The 22,229-nt window shown below is 71.7% G+C and carries 17 protein-coding genes; 5 read left to right on the top strand and 12 right to left on the bottom strand.

Annotation, left to right across the window (positions count from 1 at the left end):
- Nucleotides 1–580: 580 nt before the first annotated feature.
- Nucleotides 581–8,071 (top strand): hypothetical protein, encoded by a 7,491-nt coding sequence (locus tag MRQ36_RS01785; RefSeq protein ID WP_242791965.1) that lies wholly within the window; start codon nt 581–583, stop codon nt 8,069–8,071.
- A 277-nt stretch (nt 8,072–8,348) separates the two neighbouring features.
- Here the strand turns inward: MRQ36_RS01785 and MRQ36_RS01780 are convergent, their stop codons facing one another.
- Nucleotides 8,349–9,236 carry a LysR family transcriptional regulator gene (locus MRQ36_RS01780; protein ID WP_242791962.1) on the bottom strand — a complete coding sequence of 296 codons (888 nt, stop codon included), beginning with the start codon at nt 9,234–9,236 and terminating at the stop codon, nt 8,349–8,351.
- An 85-nt stretch (nt 9,237–9,321) separates the two neighbouring features.
- Here MRQ36_RS01780 and MRQ36_RS01775 point away from each other — a divergent pair, with 85 nt between their 5' ends.
- Complete coding sequence (locus tag MRQ36_RS01775; protein WP_242791959.1) at nt 9,322–10,635, top strand: aspartate aminotransferase family protein; 1,314 nt, start codon at nt 9,322–9,324, stop codon at nt 10,633–10,635.
- A 342-nt stretch (nt 10,636–10,977) separates the two neighbouring features.
- On the opposite strand, the gene MRQ36_RS01770 is transcribed toward MRQ36_RS01775, so the two are convergent.
- The 3 genes from MRQ36_RS01770 to MRQ36_RS01760 form a co-directional block, all read right to left on the bottom strand.
- Entirely contained in the window at nt 10,978–12,219 is a 1,242-nt protein-coding gene (locus MRQ36_RS01770) for an IS701 family transposase (protein WP_242791957.1), read from the bottom strand.
- A 342-nt stretch (nt 12,220–12,561) separates the two neighbouring features.
- Nucleotides 12,562–13,782 (bottom strand): RNA polymerase sigma factor, encoded by a 1,221-nt coding sequence (locus MRQ36_RS01765; protein ID WP_242800789.1) that lies wholly within the window; start codon nt 13,780–13,782, stop codon nt 12,562–12,564.
- 92 nt (nt 13,783–13,874) lie between these two features.
- Nucleotides 13,875–14,237, bottom strand: coding sequence for a YciI family protein (locus tag MRQ36_RS01760; RefSeq protein ID WP_242791954.1), 363 nt, complete (start codon nt 14,235–14,237; stop codon nt 13,875–13,877).
- A 405-nt stretch (nt 14,238–14,642) separates the two neighbouring features.
- Here MRQ36_RS01760 and MRQ36_RS01755 point away from each other — a divergent pair, with 405 nt between their 5' ends.
- Both MRQ36_RS01755 and MRQ36_RS01750 read left to right on the top strand, forming a co-directional pair.
- On the top strand, nt 14,643–15,065 hold the full coding sequence (locus tag MRQ36_RS01755; protein ID WP_242791952.1) for a hypothetical protein: 423 nt from the start codon (nt 14,643–14,645) through the stop codon (nt 15,063–15,065).
- Nucleotides 15,066–15,189: 124 nt separating this feature from the next.
- On the top strand, nt 15,190–15,444 hold the full coding sequence (locus tag MRQ36_RS01750; RefSeq protein WP_242791949.1) for a hypothetical protein: 255 nt from the start codon (nt 15,190–15,192) through the stop codon (nt 15,442–15,444).
- A 113-nt stretch (nt 15,445–15,557) separates the two neighbouring features.
- Here the strand turns inward: MRQ36_RS01750 and MRQ36_RS01745 are convergent, their stop codons facing one another.
- Both MRQ36_RS01745 and MRQ36_RS01740 read right to left on the bottom strand, forming a co-directional pair.
- A complete protein-coding gene (locus MRQ36_RS01745; RefSeq protein WP_242791947.1) occupies nt 15,558–16,205 on the bottom strand; it encodes a flavin reductase family protein in 648 nt (215 codons plus the stop codon).
- A 335-nt stretch (nt 16,206–16,540) separates the two neighbouring features.
- Nucleotides 16,541–16,864: a hypothetical protein gene (locus MRQ36_RS01740; protein ID WP_242791935.1), complete on the bottom strand. Its 324-nt coding sequence runs from the start codon at nt 16,862–16,864 to the stop codon at nt 16,541–16,543.
- A gap of 135 nt (nt 16,865–16,999) precedes the next feature.
- On the opposite strand from MRQ36_RS01740, the gene MRQ36_RS01735 reads away from it, so the two are divergent.
- On the top strand, nt 17,000–17,152 hold the full coding sequence (locus tag MRQ36_RS01735) for a hypothetical protein (protein ID WP_242791934.1): 153 nt from the start codon (nt 17,000–17,002) through the stop codon (nt 17,150–17,152).
- A 133-nt stretch (nt 17,153–17,285) separates the two neighbouring features.
- Here MRQ36_RS01735 and MRQ36_RS01730 read toward each other — a convergent pair whose 3' ends face one another.
- The 6 genes from MRQ36_RS01730 to MRQ36_RS01705 all read right to left on the bottom strand — a co-directional run bounded on the left by MRQ36_RS01730 (nt 17,286) and on the right by MRQ36_RS01705 (nt 22,219).
- Nucleotides 17,286–18,032 (bottom strand): ABC transporter permease, encoded by a 747-nt coding sequence (locus tag MRQ36_RS01730; protein ID WP_242791933.1) that lies wholly within the window; start codon nt 18,030–18,032, stop codon nt 17,286–17,288.
- On the bottom strand, nt 18,029–18,952 hold the full coding sequence (locus MRQ36_RS01725; RefSeq protein WP_242791931.1) for an ABC transporter ATP-binding protein: 924 nt from the start codon (nt 18,950–18,952) through the stop codon (nt 18,029–18,031). The genes MRQ36_RS01730 and MRQ36_RS01725 overlap by 4 nt, the downstream gene beginning before the upstream one ends.
- Complete coding sequence (locus tag MRQ36_RS01720) at nt 18,949–19,722, bottom strand: hypothetical protein (RefSeq protein WP_242791930.1); 774 nt, start codon at nt 19,720–19,722, stop codon at nt 18,949–18,951. The genes MRQ36_RS01725 and MRQ36_RS01720 overlap by 4 nt, the downstream gene beginning before the upstream one ends.
- Nucleotides 19,723–19,867: 145 nt before the next feature.
- Nucleotides 19,868–20,752: a thiopeptide-type bacteriocin biosynthesis protein gene (locus MRQ36_RS01715; protein WP_242791927.1), complete on the bottom strand. Its 885-nt coding sequence runs from the start codon at nt 20,750–20,752 to the stop codon at nt 19,868–19,870.
- On the bottom strand, nt 20,749–21,360 hold the full coding sequence (locus tag MRQ36_RS01710; RefSeq protein ID WP_242791924.1) for a nitroreductase family protein: 612 nt from the start codon (nt 21,358–21,360) through the stop codon (nt 20,749–20,751). Before MRQ36_RS01710 ends, MRQ36_RS01715 begins: the two co-directional genes overlap by 4 nt.
- Nucleotides 21,269–22,219, bottom strand: a complete 951-nt coding sequence (locus MRQ36_RS01705; RefSeq protein WP_242791922.1) for a hypothetical protein — start codon at nt 22,217–22,219, stop codon at nt 21,269–21,271. The genes MRQ36_RS01710 and MRQ36_RS01705 overlap by 92 nt, the downstream gene beginning before the upstream one ends.
- Nucleotides 22,220–22,229: the final 10 nt, after the last annotated feature.

Genomic DNA, 22,229 nt, shown 5'->3' with positions numbered 1-22,229 from the left:
ACCCGCAACCGAACATCGAACTGACCAAGATCGCCGGAAACACGTTAGCGAGACAGTCCTCTTCCGGTCATCTGCACGCTGACGACCCGTCATGATCGGCGATCACCGTGAAATCACCCAGGCTAGCGGTGGCGAGGCGGCATGACCTGTCCGACGCAGAGTGGGTGGCGCATCGGCACGCCGGGGCGCGTAGCAGGGGGATCTGCAGGCCGAGCCGCCGGGCGGGTCACGGTCGAGCCGGCCGATCACGTGTTCGGTCGGTCGCGGAACTGCTCCAACGCGCGCCGTGCGCGCACCGAACGCCAAGGAGGTCTTCCACAGTAACGGGACGTTGACCGAGGCGCTCACCGGCATCATTTCTCGGAGCGTGGCAGCGGCCTGGCGGCCCGCTCGGCGGACGACGTCGACGTCCTCAAGAAGATCGGCGCGGCGATCGACTGCCTTCCCGATCCGGACCGCACCGCGTGGAACCACATCTACGAGTACTCGGTCCTGCCGCGTTTCACCGCCGAGCGGGAGCCGCTCGAGCTGCTCGAGCGCATCGCGACCTGGTGAACCCGTTGCGGAGAAAGGCCCTGTGATGGCTTCCACGGTCAGTTCGGCGCTCTGCCTCGACGGCCTCGTGCCGGTCCCCTCCGGGCTCGCGGTGGAGCTCGACGGGGGACCCGCCCCCAGGTACGTCCGCGAGTCGCAGGCCCCCGAGGGTGTGGTCCAGATCCATCTGGGCAGCGGGGCGTTGGGCGCGTCGCGGGTGATCGACGCGCTGCTGCGCCAGCACCCGGCGACGGTCGCGCGCATGGTCGAGGTCCTCTCGCCGGAGCTGACGCGCCGTATCACCCGCGGGGAGGTCGACGGCCGGGGCAGGGCGCACGGCCTGCCTGTCGACCTGCCCGGCCGCGCTGATCTCCTCGTGCCCGGCGACGACCGGATCCTGCCCATGGACGCCGCCGGCCGGGTCACCACGGCCGGGGCGGCCACTGGCGTACGCGTGCTGCCCGAGCGTCACCTCCTCGACAGGTCGCCCCTGGTCACAGCTACCGCCGAAGCTCCGCGTCTGCCCGCGATGCACGGCCAGGTCCGGCTGTCGCCCGACGCGATGGCGATCGGTCTGCCCTCGGCGCTCGTGGCCGCCCGGCACGGCGGTCTCGCCGACGTACGGCCGACGGACGCCGTGACCGTCGCGGCGGCCGGCCCGGCCGACCTGATCAGACAGCTGGACCTGCTGACCCCGGGCCAACGCGCGGTCGTCGACGTCCGGCGCACCGAGGATGCCCAGCCCGAAACGTTCCACATCGTTCGGGACCCGGACGGACTCGGCGTGCTCGCATTCGTCGGCGGGACGCCGACGGGGGTGAACTTTCCCCGCACCGCCTTCCCGCTCGACGTGTCCCTGCCATCGCCGCCGGCCGGGGTTGCGGCGAACGCCACCACCCGGGATCTGGTCCCCGCTCGCGCCGACCCTCGGGAGGTCGCGGAACCAGTCGACGCGCGGTCGGCGCCGCCGGCATCCCAGCTCACGGTGACGCCGCCCGTGGAGGTCGTCCCGGCGGCTCCCGAAACCACGCTCACCCCGCTGCCAGGGACCTATACGGCCCGCCCCGAGCTGCTCCACGAGGTGGACTCGATCCCCGAACTGGAGGCTCTGATCGACGGCATCGTGGCCAGCGTGAACGCCGCGGTGCACGACCGGATCGCTGGCACCTGGAAGAGCAGGGTCCCGCTGCTGGCCCAGCGCCCGGTCAACGCCCAGGAGATCGTCCAGGCCCTGCGGGCTGAGCCGGAGTCGTTCTTCGTCACCGGTGGTCGCAGCTTCGACGTGCGGGACGCCATGCACGGATGGCACCGGGTCACCATCACCCCCCTCCCCGCCGACGAGGCGACCGGGTTCATCAGTCAGGAGGCGGACAAGGCCAAGTTCGACACACGAGCCGATTCCCTGGCCGTCACGCAGAAGTCGGACACCGTCGGTGGCGCCGGGTCGCTCGGTGTGAGCACTATGCTGCCCCAACGGGTCGGGTACGGCGCCGGCGGCGGGTTCGAGGTGGCGCTGTCGCGGCCGCTGGAGACCTTCGAGTTCACCACCCGGGTCACCGACTCGCACAACATCCGCAGCGGCGGCGCCTCGCACCTGCTCGAACGGCAGGTCGTCTTTCTCGTCCACGCGTCCGACATCCGCAGCCCGGTTCTCGGGCCGCAGGCAGCGCCGGGGACCCGAGGCCCGGATGTCGTCAGCCCGGTGATCTACCGCTCGGTCGACGACATCGCCAACGCCACCGTGCGTGAGCCCGACCTGGTCCCCATCGATCCGGCCAGGCACACGCCGCTGCTGGTGGAGACTCTCACGCCGGTTCGGATCCTGAGAGCCGGCGTCAACGGGGCTCCGGCCACCTCGACCTGGAACGACGTGGCCGAGGAGCTGCTCGTCCGGCTCGGGCCGAGCAAGGCTGTCGAGCCCGGCTCGGTGGGCCGGAACCAGGCCCGCGGCCTGCTCTCCGAGTCGTCGATCATCGCGAAACTGGTCCCCGGCCTGGAGGGCGCCGTACATCCGGCGCTGATCAGCAGCGCGCACAACGCGCACGCCCTGTCCCTGGACATCACCGCGACGCTGCCCCGGCTCGGTGTGCTGGCCGACATCCCCAAGTCGTCGTTCCGTCACCAGCCCGGCCTGACCGCCGGGTCGAAGTTGGAGCAGGCCAGTCGAGTCGGGGGTGCGATCAACCTCGTCCCGGTCCGGTGGGCGTGGGGGACCGGGTACGTCCAGCTGCGACTCTTCGCCGGCAGCGTGCGGACGATGACCGCCTCCGCCACGAGCGGCGGCACCACCCGGGTCGGCACGGAGTTCAAGGACATCAGGAACGTCGCCGTGGAGGCGCACTTCCGGCTGGTCCTCACTCCGGCGCTGCGGGAGGTGCCCGGTTCCCGCAATCCGTTCGCTGCCGTGCCGATCGGGCCGACGACCGTCGACCTGGTGGTGCTGTGCCGGATGCCACTGAACAAGGCCGCCGAACTGCTCTCCGGCACCGGCACCGTCATCCCCGCACCGCTCAGCCACGTCCCGCCGTACGCGATGACCGGCGGTCGTTCGGTGACGTACGGCCTCAGTGCCTTCACTCAGCTGCGGCTCGACGTCATCTCCACCGTTCGGGCCCACAAGGGTGGCTTCCTCCCGAAGTTCACCGACCCGGGCAAGGTCACCCGGATGGCCGGCAGCAAATCCGCCATCGAGCGGCTGCACAACCAGTCCGAGCTCGACCGGGTGCTGCACCCCGGCGGTTGGCGGGCGGCGACCGGCACCATCCTCAAGACCGGCCTGATCGCCCAGCTGATCCGCACCCGGCCCTTCGGCACCGAGCACATGGTCGTGCACGTGACCGGTCGGTACACGAGGGACTTCGTGCACCAGGGCACCGAGCAGCGCCACGCGGTCCGCAACGCCACCGTTGACGGCGCCCAACAGAAGATCATCATATCCGGCCAACGACGGATCGGTGCGTCCGTCGAGAGTGGCGGCGTACTGCGGGTGCCCGGCCCGGTCTCATCGGCGCTCGTCCCCGGCGGGGCGCTGGAGGTGCGTCGCCGCTTGGTGCGGCGAAGCGCCACGCAACTGTCCGGCCAGCAGATCCGGCTCAACGGCGGGACCCCGGACTCCGAGGCGTTCGACAACGAACTCGAACTCACGGTGCACATCTACTCGTACGTGACCCGCCTCGGACACGATCCGCGGTCGGTGGTGAAGGTGGGCCGGACGGTGCACCAGCGCCTACCTCGACCGACGGGTGACGCCCAGCGGTACACCCGTGAGCTGGTTCCCGGCACCCGGTTCCGGCAGATCACCCGGTTGCGCCTGTCGCAGCGCCGCCCGGTCACCGTGTTGTTCGACAGAGCAAGCGTCACCGACATCCGGCACGAATACCCGGTCACGTTCCAACCGCGGCCCGACCCGGTGAACGTCCACCGGCGCACCCCGCTCGAACGCGGCACGCTGCGTACCTGGGTGGACCACGCCGACGGGCAGCCGGCGAAGGTGGACGTTCTCGACTGGCTGTCCGTGGACGACCTGCCCGCCAGCCCGTACGTCCTGCAGTTGGCCCGGGACGCGCTCAGGGATGCCCAGACCTACGGTGCGGAGCTGACATCGCGGACCAAGCTCGGCGGGCTACGGGGCACCGACTCGCTGGACGAGGGCATGGAGGCCTGGGCGGCGCTGACGCGCCGCTTCGCCGATCACGAACAGGTCAGCGGGCTGCGGTCGATGCTCAACGGCCAGTGGACCGTCGACAAGGTGCTGACGTCGGCGGACGGCGCGGCCGTGGATCTGACTGTCACCGCCGCGCTGATCAATTCCGTGCTCGTGCCCACCACGGCGACACCTGTCGCCACCGAGTCGGCGACGGTCGGCGGCGCCTCGGTCGAGGGCGCACGTACCGCCGAGAACCAGCTCATCCTGCGGGCCGGATTCTCCGCCAACATGCGCAAGTCCGGCACCGGCGAGAGCACCAGCGGCGGTGGCGGACTGCTCAGCGTGACCCACGAATGGTTGCTGTACTCGCGCGCCGTACGGCGCAGCTTCGAGATCGGTGGGGTGATCGAACGCAACGCCAACAACCGCAAGGGCAAGATGCGGTCGTACCTGGTCAAGTTCGACATGCGGGTCTCGGTCGCGGCCGAGATCACCACCGACCCGGCGAGGTACGCGATCCTGCCGCAGGCGATGCGGTTCGGTGACTGGCTGCACCACTTCAAGTCGACCGAGCGGCACGGCACCATGGGCAACGCCATCTACCTGCGGCTGGCCGGCGAGGAGGTGCAGCGGCTGGGGTTGTTGAGGCCGCTCACCGGAGACACCGGCTCGTTCGGCGCACCCTGGTCGCCCGGGCCGGACACTCAACTGCGGTTGCCTCCGGGGCACGGTGTGGGCCTTGGCCTCTACACCTTCCGCGAGACCCCCAACCTCACCGACTCGATGATCAAGGCGCTGAGCGCGGCGGCGGAGAGCGCCGACGCCGGCACGGGCCGGTTCACTGGTCTGCTCGACGTCCTCCGGGGCCGGGCCGAGAACGTCTCGCTGGCGAAGATCTCCAAGTCCGTCTCAAGGTCGGGCCTCGACGACCCGATGCTCAACCGACGTCGGTTGCTGCAGCTGCTCACCCCCGACGGCGTGGCCGCGCACTGGTCGTCACTGGTCGACGGTGGCGTTTCCGTTCTGCACATGAAGCCGGGCAAGACCACCCAACACTCCCGGGACATCCGACTCGTCGCCGAGCCATGCGGCAAGCCGATCTTCGAGGGCTTCGTCGCGAGCCACGATGACATCGACGTCAAGCTGACCCACATCAGCGACGCCGGTACGACGATTCAGCAGACGCACGGCCACACCGACACGCTCGGGGTCGCCGGTACCGGCGTCGCCAACCACCACGGCGAGAACCTCGCCGCGGGCCTCGGTGACACCGCCGGCCGCTCGTCACAGGTGGCGAACACGCAGGGCACCGGCCAGACCGCCACGAACATGGAGCTGAGCTCCGCACGGGGCGTGAAGGCTCGCCTCCGGTTCCCGGTCAGGTTCTCCCTCGTGATCTTCGACAACGGCACCCGGATCGACTCCGACCTGCTCGTCGTCGACGACTTCGTGACCCAGGACCGGTGGGCCGACGATCTACGGTTGCCCCGCACGGTGGGACCGGGTGACGAGCTCGCCCGGGAGTACGTCATCAGGGCGCCGGAGTCGATGGACCCGGGCTGGCGCACCGTCAACGGCCTGCCACTGCCGCCCCGGTTCACTCCGGAGGAGATCAGCCGGCTCGCCGAGTTGCAGACCACCGTCGAGGATCTGCTCGAGGACGCCGCCGAACGGCTCAAGACCCCGGGCCGCGGCGGCGCACACCAGATCCACCACAGCCTCACGCCGGAGATCCTGCTGCCCGCTGTGCCGAAGATGATGACGACCGCCGGGATGGACCTACCCTCGGTGGTCAGCGCGCAACTCCTCGGCCAACACGCGAAGATCAATCTCCGGATCGTGCCGGAGGGCGTGGCACTGCACGGCGTCAGTTCGGGTGTCTTCCGTGAACACGCATCCGCGACGACCGCCGGCTACAGTGCCGGCACCGACTCACTGGTGCAGTCCCTGCGGGCTCCCCGGCTGCCCATCCTCGGCCGGGGCTTCACCAATGACGCCTACCAGGGCCTCGAGCACGGTGGCCCGGGTCTGCTCAACGGCGACCAGCAGGGGGCGACGGAAGCCATCGGTGCGTCGGCGGGCCCGCTCGGCAACGTCAAGCCGGAAAGCGCCTCGGCCGCCCTCGACTACCTGAGTCGCGTCGAGGTCACCATCACCCTGGCCGGGACGATCGGCTCCGCACCCAGAACCATTACCGGTACGGAGACCACCACGGTCACCCTCCGCATGGGCCTGCACGACGCGCGGACCGCGCTGGGCATTCCCACCACGACCGACCCCACCGGCCGGGCCGCCGCGTTCGACGAGATAGCCCGACACGAGACGGGACTGGCAAAGGCCGCCGACCACTTCACCGCCGCGGCGGACAACCTGGACGCCGCCCGGTTCGAAGCCCACTTCCACCCTGAGGGCAGCGCGGGGCGCACCACGGCGGAAGCGGCGCTGCCGGAGCTGATCGCGACGTGGGAGGAGGCCGGCCGAGAGTGGTGGAGCCTGGAACAGCGGCACTACGACCTGCTGGACGACTTCCGGCAGAGGTTCCTGGGTGTGAGCCCGGCGGCGGCCCACCGGCCGGGCGCGCTCGCCCAGCGCATCAGGACGCAGTTCCTGAACTCGGTGGAACAGCCGCCCGAGGCCCGGGCTCCCACATCTGTCGAGGTTGTCCAGGAGCCGCCGGTGACGACGCCGCGGTTCGAGCCGTCCAGGGAGACCTCGGAACCCATCGAGCCCGACCACCACCTGCCCGATGCGGCGACGATCGATTCCCCCGGCACCCTGCTGCCCGGCGAAGGGCCGTCGCGTGGCTTCTCGTCGCCCGCCGATTCGGACCTGGCGCCCGAGCCGGAGTGGCTGCAGGCAGCGCTGGATCGGCACCTCAACCGGCCCGCGGAGGACGCGCCGAACCTGGTGACCAACGCCGGGACGACGGCCCGGGTGCCGAAGACACTCATCAACGCGGCGAGGAAGCGGCCGGACCTGTGGATCTACTTTCACGAGGCGAAGCGCGGTGATGCGCTGGATGCGCGCGACCGTTCGGCGATTCACCAGCGGTTGGAGCAGTTCGCGCAGGCCGGAGTTCGGCCTCTGGTGTTCACGCCGGGCCGGCCGTCGCTCGATGTGCTGTCGGTGCTGGACGCCTACGGCGTCACGCTGCTCAGCGAGGTCCCCGCCGGCTTGGGGACCGCCTGGAAGGCGACGGCCCACAGCCGTAGCGGCGCTTTGGTCCAGTCCCCGGAGATCACTGCGGGTCTGCTGGACTCGGCGGTGGCAGCGAGCGGTGCGGCCCCGAAATTCAACCGGGTGTCGGAGTCCTTCGGCTCGCTCGTGTGGGCCAGCAACGGCCTGCGGGACCAACAACGCAAGATCACGAACGCGCCGTCGGAATACCACACCCCGGAAAACCTGCGAGCTGCCGACGAGATGGCCACCCGGATGCCGGACAGCGCCATGGCGCACCTGGTCAAGCCACTGCTGGAACTCGGGCCCGTCAGCGACGTCGTGCCCCGCTACGTGGAAGCACCCAAAAAGGATCGCCCGAGCGTGCTGCTGGAGGAGTTGCAGAAACTCGAACTGGCCGGGCACCTCGTCGACGGGACCGGGACGAGCACCACGGGCCTGGTCTGGCTGGTCGAGGCGACCGGCAGGGGCGTCAACGACCAGGCGGCGCTCGGTGAGATCCGATTCACCACCGGCATCCTCCAAACCTTGGACGCGATCAGCAGCGGCCGGTGGGACGACGCGCAGGACTTCGTCAGCAATCACAAGGGCATGACCGACGCCGACCAGAAGGTCAAGTGGGCCCAGGCGATCAGCGACAGACAGAGGACCAGCACCGATCCAGGCGAACGCCTTCACCTGCAGAACCTGATCAGCGCGGTCTTCGAGTGCTGACCAGCGACCGCGCACGAACACCTCGGGCGCACATCCCGGCCAGCGCCCCTGACCGGGACCACCCCCACGACCACCCAGGCGATCGAAGACGGGCAAACGTTGGAAGCGGTTACTGCGCAGCCCGTGGTGGATCCGGGCACTGAGCGTCGTGCGCGATTCAGCCCGAACGCCGACCTGTGTCCGCGCCTTGACCTGGACCGGCGAACGAAGCTCGCAGAGGGTCGTCGAGCCGCGCTTCTGCCGGCTGACAGGTCCCGGCCGGGGCTCGCGGCCGAGGTCAGTCACCTGCTCTCAGCGCGCTGAGCACGGCCGTCACCTCGGGACGTGACGCAGCCGGTCGCCGCACCGCGGTGGTGATGCGCCGGGTCAGCGGCGGGTTCAGCGGTCGGGTCACCACCCGGTACCGCGGGTCCACCGCCAGCTTTGGCAGCATCGTGATCGAGCGGCCGTTCTCCACGTGCTGGAGCGCCAGCATGTAGTTGTTGAACCGACAGATCACCACGGGCTCGAAGCCGGCCTCCCGGCACAGCCGGGTGGACAGCTCGGACATGTACGAGCCGGCTACGTCGAATGTCCAGCGCTGCTGCGCGCACGCCTCCAGGGCGACCGACTCGGCGCCGGTCAGCGCGTGCTCCGGGGGCAGCACGAGCACGACCGGGTCGGTGGCGAGCGGCACCAGGTCGATCTCCGGGGAGAGCTCGGCGCCGGCGAAGTCGGCCGTCGTGATGATCAGGTCGACGTCGCCCCGACGCAGCGCCGGCATGCTCTCGTGCGGCTCCAGCTCCAGCAACACCACGCTCACGTCCGGGTGACGGGCCGCGAGACGGGCCAGCGCCGGATCGGCGAGGGCTTGCACGGCACTCTGGAACGCGGCCACGGTCACCGTGCCGGCCGGCTCGTCGGCAAGGCGGCGCAGCTCCGCCTCGGCCGCTTCCATCGCCGCGAGGATCTCCCGAGCCCGGCCGGCGAGCAACATCCCGGCCGCGGTGAGCCGCACCCGCCGCCCGGCGCGTTCCAGCAGCGCGGTCCGGGTCTCCCGTTCCAGCGTGGCCAGCTGCTGAGACACCGCCGAAGGGCTCAGGTTGCCGCGCTGCGCAACGGCTCGGACGGTGCCGTAGGTTGCCAGGTCGGCGAGCAGGCGCAGCCGCCACGGATTCAGCGTCATGACCCCCGACTGTACGGCTCTGCTTAACAGCGACAACGGAAATGTGCGATGGACGTGCCTCCCCGGGACTGCCTAGCGTCGGTTCATGGCTGATTCGTTCTGGTCCGACGTCGATCGTCACCTGGTCCGCTACACCGGCGCGGGCAGCTTCGTACACGAGATCATCGATCGTGCCGAAGGCAGTTTCGTGTTCACCGCGGACGGTCGCCGCCTGCTCGACTTCACGTCGGGGCAGATGAGCGCCATCCTCGGTCACTCCCACCCCGCTGTCGTAGCCACGATCCAGCAACAGGCCGCCACCCTCGACCACCTGTTCAGCGGCATGCTGAGCCGGCCCGTGGTCGAGCTGGCCCGCCGCCTCGCCGGCTCCCTGCCCGCGCCGCTCGACAAGGCCCTGCTGCTCACCACCGGCGCGGAGTCCAACGAGGCGGCGATCCGGATGGCGAAGCTGGTCACCGGTCGGCACGAGATCATCTCGTTCGCCCGATCATGGCACGGGATGACGCAGGCGGCGGCGAGCGCCACCTACAGCTCGGGGCGCAAGGGGTACGGGCCCGCAGCGCCCGGCAACTTCGCGATCCCCACGCCGAACGCGTACCGGCCCGACTTCACCCTTCCCGGCGGCGAGCTGGACTGGCGGCGTCAGCTGGAGTTCTCGTTCGAGCTGTTCGACGCCCAGTCGGTGGGCAGTCTGGCGGCGTGCATCGTCGAGCCGATCCTCAGCTCCGGCGGCGTGATCGACCTGCCGCCGGGATACCTCGCGGCGCTGCGCGACAAGGTGCACGAGCGCGGCGGGCTGTTGATCCTCGACGAGGCGCAGACAGGTCTGTGCCGCACCGGCGAGTGGTACGCGTTCCAGCGTGACGGCGTCGTGCCGGACATCCTGACCCTGTCCAAGACGCTCGGTGCCGGCCTACCGCTGGCTGCGGTGGTGACCAGCCCGGAGATCGAGCACACCGCGCACGAGCGCGGTTTCCTCTTCTTCACCACGCACGTCTCGGACCCACTGGTGGCCGCGGTCGGCAACACGGTCCTGGACGTGCTGGAGGCCGACCGGCTGGACGAACAGGCAGCGCAGCTGGGCGCGTACCTCCGGAAGGGCCTGCGGGAGATCGGCCAGCGACACCCGGTGGTCGGCGACGTGCGCGGCCGCGGGCTGCTGGTCGGGCTGGAGCTGGTCAGCGACCGGGAGTCGAAACGACCGGCCGACGCGCTGGGTGCCGCCGTCACCGGGCGGTGCCTGGAGCTGGGCCTGCACATGAATGTGGTGCAGCTGCCCGGCATGGGCGGCGTCTTCCGCATCGCGCCGGCGCTCACCTCCACCCACGCCGAGCTGGACCTGGGCCTGGAGATCCTCGACCAGGCGCTCGCCGACGTGGTGCCGGGGTTCACGCCGTAAGCCAACTCGTCCCGCGAGCCGGTCGACCTCCGTGCTGGTGGAGAAGTCGCGCTCGAACACGCCAGCGTCGCTGATCTCGGCGGCGAGCAGCTTGTGGAATGACTCCACCACGTCCTGCCACGAAGCCGCGTCCTGCGGCATCGGCCCGTCGACCGGCGCGAGCAGCGGATGCACCCAGTCCGGCACGAGCACCGGCAGCGCCGGATCGACGGCTAGTAGTGCTTTGTTAGGTTCGGTGGCGTTTGTTGCGGTGTAACGGTTTCACGGGTTGGTGGCAGGTGATGCAGGCGCCGGTCCAGGTCGCGAGGAGTCGTTGCAGCTCGCGGATGACCCTGTAGAGGGTCAGGCCGGCGCAGCCGCTTTTGGGTCCAGGCGTAGTTCGGTGATGAACAGGTGCGCGGCGGTGACCAGGGTGACGTGGCGGTGCCAGCCGGTCCAGGAGCGGCCTTCGAAGTGGTCCAGTCCGAGGCCGGTCTTCAGTTCGCGGTAGTCGTGTTCGATCCGCCAGCGGATCTTGCCGTGGCGGACCAGGTCGGTGTGGCTGGTGGTGGCGGGCAGGCTGGACAGCCAGTACTTGACCGGCTCGGGCTGGTCGTTGGGCCACTGGGCGATGAGCCACCGCTCGGGCAGGGTGCCGTCGGTGTCCCGGGCGACGCGGTGCCCGGCCGGACGCACTCGAAGAAAGATGAACTGCGATCTCATCATGCCTTTTGAGCCTTCTCGCCAGGTGATCGTCTCTGCAGACTCGCGTCCGGCGGCGCGGACGTGTTCGACCAGGCTGGTGGCCGTCTTCGGGTAGCGCGGGTCGGTGCGGGTCGGTGGTCGGCCCCGTCCGGACCAGACCCGCTCGACCGGCCGCACGTCTGGCTTGTGGGCGAGGGCGTCGCCTTTGACCTGCATGATGTAGCCGATCCCACGTTCGTCCAGGGCGCTGCGGAACTGGCTGTTGTCCCCGTAGCCGGCGTCGGCGGCCAGTAGCGGCGGGCGCAGGCCATGCGCGGCCAGGTCATCGAGCATCTCGATGACCAACGCCCACTTCGGACGATGGTGTTCGTCCTCCGGTATTCCGCACCTCGACCGGCGGGCGATCACATCGGGGCGGTCGGCCTCGTCAACGGCGTGATCGTCCCACGACGTAGGCAGGAACAGCCGCCAATCCAGGGGACACGACGCGGTGTCGGTGACCGCATGGACACTCACCCCGATCTGGCAGTTCGCGACCTTGCCCAACGTGCCGGAGTACTGCCGGGCCACGCCCGGCGATCCCTTGCCGTCCTTCGGGAAACCGGTGTCGTCGACCACCCACGCCACCGGCTCGACCGCCTCGAGGGCCCGGCGAGCCAGCCGCATCCGCACCGCCATGGTGTCCCACGTCGAGGTCGAAACGAACTGCTGCAACCCCTGATGATCCACCCCGAGGCGCTGCGCCATCGGCTGCATCGACTTGCGCCGCCCGTCCAGCAGCAATCCCCGCAGATACATCTCACCCTTCGCCCGCTGATCCGACCGCACCAAAGGGGTGAACACATCCGCGGCGAACGCCTCAAGCCGTTGCCGCACAACCGAAAGCTCGTCAGGGGTCACCCCAACATCGAACTACCCCGGACCCCTCCAACCACCCCACGACACGCCGACCTAACAAAGCACTACTAGGGCCTGTGTCGAAGTCGGCGGTGGTGCCTGAGCTGGCGTGACCGCTCGGCGTGTCGAAGATCGGTGGTGAGGTCTCCGGTAGATGGTTCAGCGACCAAGCAGAACCTGAAAACTGGAGACCTCGTGGACACCTTAGGGCCTGTGTCGAAGTCGGTGCCAGGGCTTGAAGGCCCCGCGCTTGTGTATCTGTCCCAGCACCACAAACCTTTGATCTTGGTCTTGGCGCTGGAGCCCCGGGCGAGGCCTCGGAGGTGACCGCCGAGCCCGCCGTCCTCAGCCGTGCGCGGGCTCGGCACCGGCGGCGCGGCTGACCTCGGCCAGGCGCTGCTTCAGGAAGGCGCGCTCCGCGGCGTTCGCCGTGAGCTCCATCGCGCGCCGGTACGACTGAGCCGCGCCGGCGGCGTCGCCGAGACGGCGCAGCAGGTCGGCGCGGGTGGCGGGAAGGTAGGGGTAGTCGGCGAGCCGGGGATCGGTCGCCAACTCGTCGAGGAGCGGCAGGGCGGCGGCCGGACCGTCGGCGAACGCCACGGCGGCGGCCCGGTTGAGCGCGACCACCGGGGTGTTCCACACCGCCAGCAGCCGGTCGTAGAGGTGCACGACGCGCGGCCAGTCGGTCTGCTCCAGGGACGGCGCCATCGCGTGCACGCCGGCGATCGCCGCCTGCAGGGTGAACCGCCCCGGTGGGCCGGACGCCAGCGCCCCGGCCGTCACCGTGAGCCCCTCCAGGATCGCGTGCTGGTCCCAGCGCGTCCGGTCCTGGTCGGCGAGCAGGAGCAGCCGGCCCTGCTCGGCGGTCCGGGCGGCCCGGCGCGCGTCGGTGAGGAGCAGCAGGCCCAGCAGGCCGCGGGTCTCGGCCTGCTCGGGGAGCAACGCGGCGAGGGTGCGCGCGAGGTGCAGGGCCCGGTCGCAGAGCTCCTCATGGACGACCGCGTCCCCCTCGCCGGCCGTGTGGCCGGTGCTGAAGAGCAGGTGCACGGCGGTGAGCACGCTGTCCAGGCGCTCGGGCAGCTCCGCCCGGCCCGGGACCCGGTAGGGGATCCGCGCTTCGGAGATCTTCTTCTTGGCCCGGGTGATCCGTGCCGCCATCGTCGGCTCGGATACCAGGAAGGCCCGGGCGACGTCGGGCGTGGGAACGCCGCAGACCAGGCGCAGGGTGAGGGCGACGCGGGCCTCGGGGGCGAGGGTGGGGTGGCAGCAGGTGAACACCAGCCGGAGCCGGTCGTCCGGCACCGCGGCGTCGGGCCGGTCCGGGTCGGCCGGGTCGTGCGGATCGACGGTCGCCGGCTCCACGAGCAGCGGGAGCTTGCGCCGGAGGGTGACCTCGCGACGCAACCGGTCCAGCGCCTGGTTCCGCGCCGCGGTGGTCAGCCACGCGCCGGGCCGCTTCGGGACGCCGTCCCGGGTCCAGGTCCGCAGCGCGCTGACGTACGCCTCCTGCGCGCACTCCTCCGCGACGTCCAGGTCGCCCGTGACGCGCACCGTGGCGGACAGCACGAAGGCCCACTCAGAGCGGTGGGCCTGCGCCAGCGCGGCAGCGACCGCGTCCGCCTGCACGGCGGACGCGGTCGGCTCGTCGCGGGGAGCGATCAGAACGGGTTCGTCGTCGGGTCCACGACCGGGCGGACCTCGACGCCGCCGCCGGGGGCCGGGGCCGGGCACAGCTTGGCGATCTCGACGGCGTGGTCGAGGTCACGCGCCTCGACGACGTAGAAGCCGTTGAGGGTCTCCTTGGTCTCGACGAACGGGCCGTCCGTCACCGTGCCGCCACCCTTGACCGTGGTGGCCGTCGTCGGGGGCGCGAGCGCCTCCCCGCCCGCCAGGGACCCACCGAGCGCGAAGACCTGCTCGACGAACTTGCTGTGCGCGTCGACCATCGCAGGCCACGCCTCGGGCGAGATGTTCGCGTAGTAGGCCGGGTCTTCGTAGATGAGGATCGCGTACTTGGCCATGGAGCTGCCTCCTGCACTGGGTCGCGGGCCGGCCTGTCCGGCTCCGTCATCAGCGACGACGAACACCCTGCCGCCGGATCGACAGCCAGGCCTGGATCTTCTTCAAGATTTTTCCGGCGCCGCCGCCGTGCATGCCGGAGTCCGCTTTGCGTGCTGAAGTGCACTTCAGTGGCCCTACGTGAAGCTCCGTCTCGCTGCGGAGCGGCGCGACGGGATGCCGCCCGCCGACGCCTAGAGCATATCTTGCAGATCAGGTGGGGGGTCGCGGAGCCAGATGCCGCTGGCGGCGATGTCGACGGTGCCGCGGTAGACGTGGTCGCCTTTGTCGTAGCGGGTGGCGACGGCGCGGTGGCCGCGTAGCTTGCCCACAGCGCGTTCGACAGTGTTGCGCAGGCGGTAGGCGTCGTGTCGAAGGGGACCGGGCGTCCGCCGCGGCTGCCGCGGCGCTGGCGGTTGTGCGCAGCGCACGGGACCGGCCGGTGGCGGTCGGCCCAGCGGTCCGACAGCGCCTCCGGCAGCTCGTACGCGGAGGACTTCTCCGGCGGCGGCACCGGCGAACGGATCCGCACCGAGCCGGGCGTGGTGACCACCGTGCAGGCCCGCCTGATCCTCGACAACCCGCGCGGCCCCGACGACCGCGACGTGGCCTGCCTCGTGCTCAGCACGGGCGGCACCTACTGGCGCGACGTCGACACCCGCGCCGACACCGGCTACCTTCGTGCCCTCGGGCACGGACGGTTCAAACGGGTCACCGGGCGGTGGGGCTGGTTCAGCATGTCGACCCTGCGGCCCGCCGCGCTGCGCGCGTCCCGGCCACCGTTGCCCTGACCGCGCCCTGACGCGCGGGCGCCCGCCGCGTCACCGATTTCCGGTCCGATGTGCGCATTCCGTCGGACCGGGGCAACCGGCCGGCGCCGTCCGTAGCATCTGTGTCGCTTCAGGAGGGAAGGCGATGCCGAACGCCGCACGCCCGTACGCCGCCGTGGCCACCGTCGTGATCCTGCTGGCCGTCACCGCCTGCGGTGACCGGGCCGGGACGTCCGTCGCCGCGCCGGCCGGCGCAGCCGGCCCGCAGCCGGCCGCCGCCGCGCCGCGGACGTCGACCGCCACGCCGCCCGCCGCCGTCGACGGGATCAGCGGCCTGGGCCGGGCCCCCGCCACGAGCGCGAGCCCCACCCGCGCCGGCACCACCCCCGGCTCGCGCTAACTGCCCGTCCCCGCCGGTGTCGTGCTGCGCGACCTGGCCCCGGGCACCGGGGCGTGACCTGGACCGGCCGGCGGCACGTGGCCGGCCCGCTGCCGGCGCCCTTCCCGGCGGGGTCAGGAACGGTCGCGGCCGTCCGCTGGCGTCTCCGAGCGGAAACTGTGGCCGAGCTGCGGCCCGAGCCCGAAGTAGTGGCGGAAGTTGTAGATCAACGGGTTCCAGGCACCCGGGTCGACGTGGTCGGTGCCGGGCACGACGATGCCCGGGTCGGCGTGCACGGCGAGGACCCGGGCCTCGACGATGAGGAAGCCGTCGCCGGTTGCGGAGTGGATCCGGGCCGCCCGGGCCTCCAGGTGCAGCGGGCACTCGGCGACCCGGGGCGGGCGTACGTGGGTCGAGGGTTGCGGGCGTAGGCCGGCGGCGGCGAACTTCGCCGGTTCGTGGCGGAAGCGGTCGCGCTTGTCCGGCGGCACGGGATGCCGGCCGGTCAGCGGCGCGAGGCGTTCGACCGCCCGCCACTGGTGTGCGGCCGGCAGGTTGACGACCAGGTCGGGCCGGGCGGCGAGGTTCTGCCCGCTCTGCCCGCCGGCGCCCAGGCCGAGTACGACGGTCCGCCCCAGCGCCCAGGCGGAGGAGATCGGGGCGAGGTTGGCGCTGCCGTCCTCGTTCTCGGTGCTCAGCAGCACCACCGGGGTGCCGAAGTAGAGAATCTTCGGGCGGATCGTGACATGGGCGCGGACCGTCGGGTCGCTCGTGCTCGGCATGGTCGTCGACGATAGGACCGGAACCCTTCGGTCGGCGGCGAAGCGTTCCGGGGCGAGGCGTCCGAAGGGGGCCGGGCCGCGTAGCGGGCGGATCGGCGGTTCCGGGTGCGGAGCACCGGCGGGCTCGTGTCGACGTCGCCGGTGGATCGTCAACGGCTCAGCAGCACTGCGTACTTCCCGGCGCCGCCGCTGGACGTGGCCTCGCCGACGGCTCACCCTCACGAGGGGGACGCCCGCGCGTACGCGGTCGACGGCGACCACGACCTGGTGCGGTGCGTCGGGTCGACGCCGCCCGGGAGCGCGCCTGGTGACGGCGCGCCCCCGGGCGGCGGTGATCAGATGCAATTGGCGGTGATCTGGTAGTCGGCGAGGATGACGCCGTAGCCGCCGCCACTCTGCCAGTTGCCGTCGCGGTAGGTCACCATGCAGGTCTTGCCGAACTGCTGCTCGTATGCGCGCATGCTCGCCTCGGCGTTGGCCTGGGCGCGGATGAGTGCGTCCTGGATCGTGTTGCCGGGCCCGCCACCGATCACCGCTGTCGAGTAGCCCGAGAAGTACTGGATGTTGGCGGCCTGTGCCGGGGAGGCGGCACCCGTCGCCGCCGTGACGGCCAATGCCGCGGTGGCGAGGGCTGTCATCGTCCTGCGGGTCCTGGTCATGAAGGTCCTCCGGTCGGGGTCGGTGACTGCGGCCGGCGGCGGCGCACACTCGTGCCGGGGTTAGGTCGAACAGGCCACAGCCTCACCTTTCGCCCGAAGCTATCGATCACGTCATGACCTGTCAGTCCCCGATCGGTGACCTCTTTCGTGGTGGCAGGTGCGCCGCCGGCACGGGGCCGACCGGGAGGTGGGGGCCTGCCCAAGCCGGAGGGCGTCGACGAGGCGACCTGGCAGGGGGCGCAGACCACCTGCGCGGCGAAGCTGCCGAGCGTCGCGCCGCCGACCTGACGGGTGGACGGCCCCGCACCGGCCCCTCGCCGGTGCTCGATCGGCACCGGCGGCGGGGTCGGCGCGGCGAGCTGCGGGGCGTTGAACTCGGATCGGCCGCCTGCAGCTCGGAACGTCATCGGCCTGAGCCGGCTCAGACGCGGGCCGTGTCACGCCGGAACAATCTGATCGCGCCGACCATGAAGAGCAGTGTCCAGGCCGCCACGGCGAGCGCCGCGACGCCGACCGGTCCGCCCGTCAACGGCGCCCTGGCGAGTACCCCGACCCCGTAGGCGGGAGTCCAGGCGGCCACCACCTGAACGGCGTGCGGGAGCAGGTCCAGCGGCAGGAACAGGCCACCGCCGAGGGCGAGCAGCGCCAGCAGCGGACCGAGGATCTGCATGACGTTCTCGGCCGGCAGCAGGAACCCGACGAAGAGCCCGAAGGCGGCGAACACCAGCGAGCACAGCCAGGCCGCGAGCCCCGACTCCAGCCAGGTGGCCAGCGGCATCCGCACCCCGACCGCGGCGCCCAGCGCGTACTCGACCAGGACCGCGACCAACCCGAGCACCATCGCCGTCGCGACCTTCACCGCGATGTACGCGGCCGGCCGCAACGGGGTGAGCCGCAGCTGCCGGCTCCAGCCCTGCCCGCGCTCGACCGCCACCGCCGCGCCGCAGGCGGTGGTGGCCACCATCGCGCCGTAGACCGCCATGCCGATCATGATGACGGCGAACGTCCTCGCGCCGGCCGGCTTGTCCCGCCAGGGCAGACCGAACGCCAGGAAGAACACCGCCGGCATCGCGACGACGAACAGCAGGGTCCGTCGATTACGCAGGATTCGCCGGACCTCGATCCCCAGTATCGTGCGGTTGATGCCAACCATCACCGGTGCGGTCATCGCGTCGCCTCCTGTTCGTCGAGGTCGGAGGTCAGCGCCAGGAACGCCTCCTCCATGCTGGTGGAGGTGACCTCCAGGTCCCGGGCCGGGGTGTGGTGCAGCAGGTGGCGGGCAGCGGCGTCGGAATCCTCGGTCCGGATCCACACGGTGACCCCGCGGGCCTCCACCGAGCGGACCCCGGGCAGCCGGCGCAGCTCCGCCAGCCCGCCGGGATCGGCGTCCGGCCAGGTGACGCGCACCAGGCGCCCGAGGGCCAGCCGACGGATCTCGGACGCCTCACCGTCGGCGACCACCCGGCCCCGCCGCATGAGCACGACCCGGTCGGCGTAGGTGTCTGCCTCCTCGAGCTGGTGGGTGGAGAACAGCACGGTGCGCCCACCCGCCCCGTCGCGGCGGATGGCCGACCAGAAGTCGCGCCGCCCGGACACGTCCATCCCGGCGGTCGGCTCGTCCAGCACCAGGAGCCGTGGCTCGGGTAGCACCGCCAGGGCGAACCGGAGGCGCTGCTGCTGCCCGCCCGAGCAGCGGCCGACGCGCCGCCGGGCGATGCCGGTGAGGTCGGCGCGGTTCATCACCTCCGCGATCGCCGCCCGACTGTGCTGACCGTACAGGGAGCCGACGTACCGGACGGTCTCCTCGACGGTGAGGTCCTTGAGCAGGCCCCCGGTCTGGAGCACAGCCGCGACGTCACCGGCGGCGACCGCGTCGGCGGGCGTACGCCCGAACAACCGGACGGTGCCGTGGTCGGGTCGGGCCAGGCCCAGCAGCAGGTCCAGGGTGGTGGTCTTGCCCGCCCCGTTGGGCCCGAGCAGGGCTACGACCTCGCCCGGCTCGACACGTAGCTGCAGGTGATCGACGGCGACGACCGTACCGAACCGCTTGGCCAGTCCGGTCAGCTCGATCGCGGGCGGGGCGCTCATCGGGCTCCCGCCAGACGGTCGCGGCCGAGCCGGTACCCGGCCTGGAACCGGCTCACCGCCCCGACGTCGGTCAGGATCTCGGCGATGTACCGGCGGCAGGTGCGCAGCGAGATGCCCAGCGCCCGGGAGATCGCCTCGTCCTTGCCGCCGTCCGCGAGCTGACACATGATCTGCCGCTTGAGTTCGGCGTCGGCGGTCCGACAGGTCGGTTCCTGCAGCAGCGCCGGCGCTCCGGGCCAGGCCAGATCGAACATCGCCTGCACGAGTTCGGCCAGCCCGTTCTGGCGGAGGATCAGCGCGTACGGCTCCGGTTCGGCCGGCCGGGGGATGACGGCCACCGTCGCGCCGTCCAGGACGACAGCGTCCGGGCCCTCGGGGCCCTCCGACGGGGACGCCGTCGTGAGCCGGGTGTCGACGGTGCGTAGCCAGGGCATCCGGTCCAGGTCCGCGGCTCGCGCATCGACCAGGACCCGCAGCCGCGGTACGGACGGCAGCCGGTTGAGGCCGGCGAACATGCCGGTCACGGAGTGGATCCAGATGGTGGCCTCCTGGGCCTTCCGCAGGTGGTCGAGGAGCACGCCGGTGCTGGCCCCGGCACCACGTACGGTGTCGAAGCCGGGCAGGGTGTCGACCTCCGCCACCTCGCGGGACAGTGCGCGGTACGCCGACAACAGGGCCTGCCTCCATCGTTTCGCGTCCCCGGCCAGCGCGAGCTGTTGCTCGGTGGCACGGAACTCCGGTCCCGGCAGGATGTCGATGTTCACGGTCACGTCATGCCTCCCCCCACACGGCCGGTGCGACCGTGGTCTGCCTCCGCAGCGGATCGGGTGGATTCCGCTCAGACCCAGCATGCGGGCACCCGCCTGACCGGACATCGGTACGACGCACGCACATTTTCCGGCTGCTGCGCGGTGGTCACGGAGCGCCGTCGAGCAGGATCAGCAGGATCGCGGCGAGGCGGCCCTCACGCGTGGCGCCGACCCCGAGTCGATTCTGGGTCATGTGCAGGTGGGAGCCGAAGACCTGCCGGGCCCGGGCGGGCCCGAGCCGGTCGATCCACTCCTGGGCGGCAGCACCGAGCCGTGCCGTCCAGGGAGTCCACCGGGAGGTGGCGCCGTCGGTGAGCTCCCGCAGGGCCGGTACGAGATGCGCGAGGGTCCGGGCCTGCTCCGCGGCGTCGTCGAACTCTGCGCCCAGCCACCGCGCCCACCCGTCCCGGGCGCCACGCAGCAGCGCGAGCCGGTCACCGGGCCACGCGGAAAGGGTCGCGGCCATCGCCTCCAACCCGTCCGCGGCGGTCCGCGAACCGCCCGCGCGGGCCTGGCACGCCCGCAGGCACACCACGCTGGACGCGTGGAACAGGGCTTCGCTGACGCCGATCAGCGCGCTGCCGCCGTAGCGGTCGAACTCCGGCTCGTACCGGGCGGGATGCGAGCCGGGCGGCAGCAGTGGGGTAAGTGGCAGCGGGATACCGGCCTCGCCCCGGTCGGCGATCGGTGCGGCCGACCGCCGATAGTCCTCCGTGGTCAACCGGGACCCGGCCGGCAGGGCCGCGTTGACGGCCGCCGTCCGGCGCGCCAGCGCCTCCTGGACGGCTGCGGCGTCCGGACCGGCGTCGGCCAGCCGTAAACGTACGTGTGGACCACCCTGCCAGTAGCGGATGAAGAACCACGGTCGGGGGCGGTCCGCGTTTCGCCCGAACTCGGCCACGGTGGGCCCGACCACGTCGAGCACCGCCGCCTCGACCGCCCGGGGGGCGAGACTGTCGACATGCAGGTGCCAGCTCTGCCAGTCGGTCATGACCGCAGGTCCAGCATCGGCTCGGTGAAGCGGGACGTGCCGCAGACCGTCATGAACACCGGCACCTCCCGCCGGTCGAGACCGGCCAACGGCTGGACGTGGTGCTCATCGAAGGATCGGGCCGGACGGGCGACCAGTCCGTGCGCGGCGGCGGCCAGGCAGAGGCCCTGGGTCGCCCAGCCGCACCACAGTTGCAGCAGGCTCCACGCGGCCGGGCCCAGGTCGTCGAGCAGCGCGTCCACGTCGGTGGAGAACACCCAGACCAGGGACGCGTGCCGGAAGCCGGCGTCGGTGTCGGCGGACGGTGGTCGGCCGAACCCGGGCTGCATCCGGCGCAGCAGGTGCGGGTCGAGCCGGTGCGGTTCGGGTTCGCCGGACACCACCCGGTAGGCGCCGGTGGGCCGGTCGCCGACCCGCTGGAGCGCCACCGTGACGCGTACCCGGGCGGCGACCTCGCGCAGCGGCCCGCCCGGCGGCGGCACGGCGAGCCACGCCAGCATGGCCCGCAGCGCCTCCTCACCGACCGGGGAAGGGGTCAGCGCGAACCCGTACGTGCCGGCCGGGACCCGGCCGGCGCTGCGCCGCCAGAGCAGGTCGGCCCAGCTCAAGCTCGACCGCAGGTGGCTGGACCGGCAGCCCGCGCAACGGCTGCGGGGGCGTCGGCGGCAGGGCCAGGCGGTGCGCGGCGACGGCCACCACCTCGTCCAGCGCACCACCGGCCGGGCTGAGCAGCGCATCCCGGTCAGCGGACCCGGCGGAGCAGCCCGGGCTGGGCAGCGGTGTCCCCGCGGCCGGTGACTCCGCGCCCGCCAGGGCAACCACCAGCGGCGGCGACCAGACGCCGGGCCCGGTAGCCGCCACCGCCGAGGCGGCTGCGGTCACCGACGCGCTGTCCAGGCGTACCGTCGCCGCCACCCCGAACAGGTCGGCGGCCACGGCCAGGGCGCGCAGGTAGACGCCGAGCTCGACCTCGCCGATGGCGCAGCGGAGCCGGCCGTACGGGTCGGGCAGGTCGGTGTAGCGGGCGGCCAGCAGAACGCTCACCGGTCCGTCGGTGGGCCCGGCCGCCGGGGTGTCCACCAGCGCGTGGCGGTACACGTCGAGGTAGCGCAACCGCCCGGGCCGGCTCACGAAGGCGTGCACCGGGAAGCGGGCGCGCCCGGACGGCACCGTCCGGTGGTCGTTGTACTGGTTGGACGGTTCCCGCCGCTGGAGCCCGAAGGCGGTGAGCAGCAGGTGCCCCAACCGCTGCTCCGGGTCGGCGACCGGAGGGCACCGGTCGGGATAGGTCGTCCCGGCGAGCAGGTCGTGGGTGCCGGTGGGCAGCAGCCGTCCGGTGTCCGTACGGGCCGCGGGCGGCGGGAGCAGGCTGGTGGTGGCGGCGTCGTCGTCCACCAGGCCCTGTTCCCCCAGGTAGCGTTTGCCGGGCCCCTGCTGGAAGGCGAAACGGCGCACGTCGAGGGTCATCGGTCCTCCG

This window comes from Micromonospora sp. R77, assembly GCF_022747945.1.
Taxonomy (GTDB): Bacteria; Actinomycetota; Actinomycetes; order Mycobacteriales; family Micromonosporaceae; genus Micromonospora.
Note: the sequence above shows the minus strand (reverse complement) of the source record. Positions and strands in the feature narration are given on the sequence as shown.